General features: G+C 66.7%; 4 protein-coding genes and 1 pseudogene. 3 read left to right on the top strand and 2 right to left on the bottom strand.

All coding sequences use genetic code 11. From position 1 onward, the window contains the following. Positions 1 to 5 precede the first annotated feature (5 nt). Positions 6 to 947, top strand: coding sequence for a zinc transporter ZntB (locus L288_RS32275; protein WP_031304400.1), 942 nt, complete (start codon positions 6 to 8; stop codon positions 945 to 947). Positions 948 to 956: 9 nt separating this feature from the next. Here the strand turns inward: L288_RS32275 and L288_RS32270 are convergent, their stop codons facing one another. Then, positions 957 to 1,568 (bottom strand): response regulator transcription factor, encoded by a 612-nt coding sequence (locus L288_RS32270; RefSeq protein ID WP_021238360.1) that lies wholly within the window; start codon positions 1,566 to 1,568, stop codon positions 957 to 959. A gap of 48 nt (positions 1,569 to 1,616) precedes the next feature. Continuing rightward, positions 1,617 to 2,288 (bottom strand): TetR/AcrR family transcriptional regulator, encoded by a 672-nt coding sequence (locus L288_RS32265; RefSeq protein WP_031304399.1) that lies wholly within the window; start codon positions 2,286 to 2,288, stop codon positions 1,617 to 1,619. Between the two features lie 86 nt (positions 2,289 to 2,374). Here L288_RS32265 and L288_RS32260 point away from each other — a divergent pair, with 86 nt between their 5' ends. Together L288_RS32260 and L288_RS32255 are read left to right on the top strand one after the other, a co-directional pair. Next, a complete protein-coding gene (locus L288_RS32260) occupies positions 2,375 to 3,889 on the top strand; it encodes an efflux transporter outer membrane subunit (protein WP_031304398.1) in 1,515 nt (504 codons plus the stop codon). Then, positions 3,882 to 4,321 (top strand): annotated as a pseudogene (locus L288_RS32255) (EmrA/EmrK family multidrug efflux transporter periplasmic adaptor subunit); the annotation flags it as partial. The gene L288_RS32260 and the pseudogene L288_RS32255, both read left to right, overlap by 8 nt.

The following is a 4,321-nucleotide window of genomic DNA, read 5'->3' as shown; positions in this document are numbered from 1 at the left end:
TCTTCATCAGCGACGGCATCAGGGCGCGGGAAATCACCCTGGACGCTTTCTGTGCCCAGACCGGCGATGCGCCGTTCAGCTGGGTGCATGCGGACGGGTGGAAAGAGGATGCGCGCGCCGTCGCCTCCCGCTGCGACCACATGCCGGAGGCCGCGCTTTCCGCCCTGCTCGCTCAGGAAACCCGTCCGCGCTGCACGATCATGGGGGGAGGGGCGCTCGTCAATCTGCGCGGGCTCAGCACGATGGACGATCCCACTGGCGATGCCCTCGTGTCGATCCGCTTGTGGGCCGAACATGCGCGCGTCATCTCCGTAAGCTACCGCCCTCTTGCCGCGCTCGATCCGGTGATCGCGTGCATGCTGGCCGGGAAAATCCACGATCCGGGCGACCTGATCGCGGAGCTATCCCGCCAGATCACCGAAGCGCTCGATCCCGAAGTTGCCGAGCTTGGCGACAGTCTGGACGAGATTGAAAGCGGCATGGGCGAAAGCACGGCGGCCGAAGTGCGCCGTCAGGTGTCCGGCATTCGCGCTACGGCGATCAGCTACCGCCGTTTCATCGCGCCGCAGCGGCAGGCGCTGGAGCGGCTATCGCTGGCGGAAACGGTCTGGCTGGAGCCTGACGACCGCCTGCACCTTCAGGAAGCGGCGGACCGCTGCGCCCGCATGGCGGAGGAGCTGGAGGCGGTGCGCGAGCGTTCGGCCCTGGCGCATGAAGAACTGACGGACCTGCGCGCCGAACAGATGAACCGGCAGGCGCTGATCATCTCCATCGTCGCTCTGGTGTTCCTGCCGCTGACATTCCTGACCGGCCTGCTGGGCATGAATGTCGACGGCATCCCCTATGCGCATGAGCCATGGGCCTTTTGGGGCGTGGTGGGCGTATGTGCGCTGATGGCGGTGGCGATCAGCGGCTGGTTCGTCGCGACGCACTGGCTGCGGCGCTGACGTTTCCGTTCAGTTGCGCGCCGCGCTCAGCCGCGCGATTTCCTCGTGCAGCGCCTGTATGGAGGATACCAGCCGCGCGCGATCGGCCTGCATTTCGCGCAACGCGTCGCGCGTCTCGCCCAGTTCCACCGCCCGCCGCGCGATCCGCGCGTCCAGTTCCGCATTGTGGCGGGCCAGCGCGCCGATCTGTTCGGCCCGGCCGCACAGATGGCGCAATTGCGCGTCCAGCACGTCAAAGTCGAACGGCTTGGCGATATGGTCGTCCGCGCCCGCCTTCAGCGCCTCCACGATGGACGCGCTGTCCTGCGTGCCGGTGATCATGACGAAGCTGGCGTTTCCGGCGAGGCCAGCCGCGCGGATCTTCTTCATGGCGGCGATGGCGGGCAGCTTCCTGATCCCCATGTCGATCAGGATGATGTCGACCGTCCGGCCGATCAGGCGGTTGAGCGCGGCAAAGCCATCCTCCGCTAGGATCACGTCATAATTCAGATGCGCCAGCCGCCGCGCGATGACCGCGCGCGCCGTCGCGTCTTCCTCGATCAGCAGCAGGCTGCGGCGGCGCGGCGGCCGTGCGCCGCTAAATTCATCGTGCGGCTGGCCCGTGGATTTGAAAAACGGCATGCGATCATCCTCCCTTACGGGCGATACAGCCGCAGCGCCAAAAAATGGTTAATGGGCTGTGCCCGTCTGCTGCACCCCTTGCTCCGGCGCGTAGGCGCGCAGGAAGCAATCGACGGCAAAGGCCACGTCCGCGTCCATCTGCTCGCTGGCTGGTTTATCCAGCTGCCCCCAGATGATCTTCTGATAGCAACCCGACAGCGTCAGCGTGATCAGCGTGTGCGCCGCCCGCGCCGGGTCGGCGTGTCGCAACTGGCCCCTCTCCATCGCCCCCAGCAGGAAACGGCCCAGCAGGGCGCGGGTATGCCGTGGCGCGAGATCGAAGAAAATCTCCCCCATCTTCGGCCATCGCCCCGCCTCGACCAGCGCCAGGCGGTGTAGCGCGACCGATTCGGGCATCGTCACCTGCCGCAGCAGATTGCTCGCGAAGCAGCGCAGCGTCGGCTCCAGTTCGCCGCTCTCGTCCAATATTCGGGCGATGCGCGCATGATAGGCGGCCGTCGCGCGGCGTAGGACGGCGGAAAATAATTCTTCCTTGTTCGGGAAGTAGTTCCAGAGCGTTCCCTTCGATCCGCCGAGCGTCGCGGCGATCGCCGACATGGTGGTCGCGCCATAGCCATGTTCCAGGAAATGGCGCTGCGCCACTTCCAATATGGCGTCCTGCCGGTCACGCCGGCGCGCCTCGCGGCGGCTGATCGCAGGGGGGGAAACAAGCTCCGTCATGAAATCGTACCATATAGTATGACAATTGGGTTGACTAGCTCCTGCATCGGGCGCAAGGGCGATTTTCATACTGGTTGGTACGGTTGATGTTCGTGAGTCGTCCCCTTTTTCCTCTTCGCGCCGGGTCCCTTCTGCTTCCAGCGATGTTGCTGTCAGCCTGCACCGCGACGCCCGATCTTGGACCAAAGCCCGAACTGCGTTCGGCGCAGAGCGTCGCCGCCAGCCAGAGCCTGGGCCAGGAATCCGCGTCCTCTTGGCCAGCGGATGGCTGGTGGAAAGTCTATGGCGATCCCCAGCTTGACCAGTTGATGGAGGAGGGGCTTCGCGCCTCGCCCGACATGGCGGCCGCTGGCGCGCGTTTCCGTCAGGCCGCCGCCGCTGCGCGGGAGGCCGGAGCGGCGCTGCTGCCCTCCGCCGATCTGGATGCGAGCGCGGCCGCCACGCGGCAAAGCTATAATATGGGACTGCCCAAGGATTTCGTGCCGCAGGGCTGGCTCGGCACGGGCCGGATCGCGCTCGATCTGGCGTTCGACCTTGACTTGTGGGGCAAGAACCGCGCGGCGCTGGCCGCCGCTACCTCGCAAGCGGAGGCGGCGCGCATCGACGCGCGGCAGGCGCAGCTGGTGCTGACCACCACCCTCGCGGACGCCTATGCCGAACTGTCGCGCCTCTACGATCAGCGCGACATTCAGCAGCGTACGCTGGAAATCCGCTCCTCCAGCCAGAAGCTGGTATCCGACCGGCAGCGCAATGGCCTCGAAACGCGCGGCAGCGTGCGGCAGGCTGACGCGACCGTGGCGACCGCGCAGGCCGCGCTCGCCGCCATCGACCAGTCCATCGCCGTGCGGCGGCACCAGATCGCCGCCCTGATCGGCGCGGGCCCCGATCGCGGCCTGTCGATCGAGCGTCCCCGGCTGAACAATCTGGCCGCTGCGGGACTGCCCGCCGACGTCACCACCAATCTGGTCGCCCGCCGCCCCGACATCGCCGCGGCGCTGGCAAGGGCGGAGGCAGCGGCCAAGCGCATCAAGGTGGCGCGCGCCGACTTCTATCCCGCCATTCGCCTGAGCGCGCTCGCCGGTATCCAATCGCTGGGCTATAATACCGACTTCCAAAATCTGCCCGCATCCGGCCCGCGCCCTTTCACCGACACGCTGTTCAGCAAGGATTCGCTGTTCGGCACCGTTGGCCCGGCGATCAGCCTGCCGATCTTTCATGGCGGTGCGATCCGGGCGCGCTATCGCGGCGCGCGCGGCGCTTATGACGAAGCGGTGGCCGTCTATGACAAGACCGTGCTGGGCGCTTATCAGGAAGTCGCGGACGCGGTCAGCGGCCGCCACAATCTGGAACGCCGCCTGGCCGCCGCCCGCACCGCGCTCGCCGCTTCGGAAGAGGCCTATGGCATCGCGCAGAAGCGCTATCGCGGCGGCCTGTTCACCTTTCTCGACGTGCTGAACGTCGAAGACCAGATGCTGGCCGCGCGCCAGTCCGTCGCGGAGCTGGAGGCCAGCGCCTTCACTCTCGACATCGCTCTCATTCGCGCGCTAGGTGGCGGCTTCACGCCCCGCGACGCCTTGTCCAAGGATCTCCCCCATGGCTGATGCAACGCCAGAATTCACTTCGGACGCCGCTGTTGCCGAACGGACGGCGAAGATGGGGCAGCGCAAGAAATGGCTCATCCGCCTTGCGGTCGCAGTCGTCGCGATCGGCCTTGTCTACCTTATCTGGTATGAACTGGTCGGCCGTAATCATGTCAGCACCGACAACGCCTATGTGAACGCCGAAGTGGCGCAAGTCACGCCGCTCATTTCCGCCCAGGCGACGCAGGTGCTGGTGTCCGATACGCAGGCGGTGAAGCGCGGCGACATATTGGTCCGGCTCGATCCCACCAACGCCCGCATCGCCCTTGCGCAGGCGGAAGCCGACCTGGCCGATGCGCGCCGCCGTTTCCGGCAGACGGCGGCGACCAACACCTCCCTTGCCGCCCAGGTGCAGGCGCGCGGCGCCGACATCGCGCAGGCGCGGGCGCAGCT

Origin of the sequence: Sphingobium quisquiliarum P25 (assembly GCF_000445065.1) — a bacterium.
Classification (GTDB): domain Bacteria; phylum Pseudomonadota; class Alphaproteobacteria; order Sphingomonadales; family Sphingomonadaceae; genus Sphingobium; species Sphingobium quisquiliarum.
The sequence above is the reverse complement of the archived record's forward strand: the minus strand, read 5'-3'. Positions and strand labels throughout refer to the sequence as shown.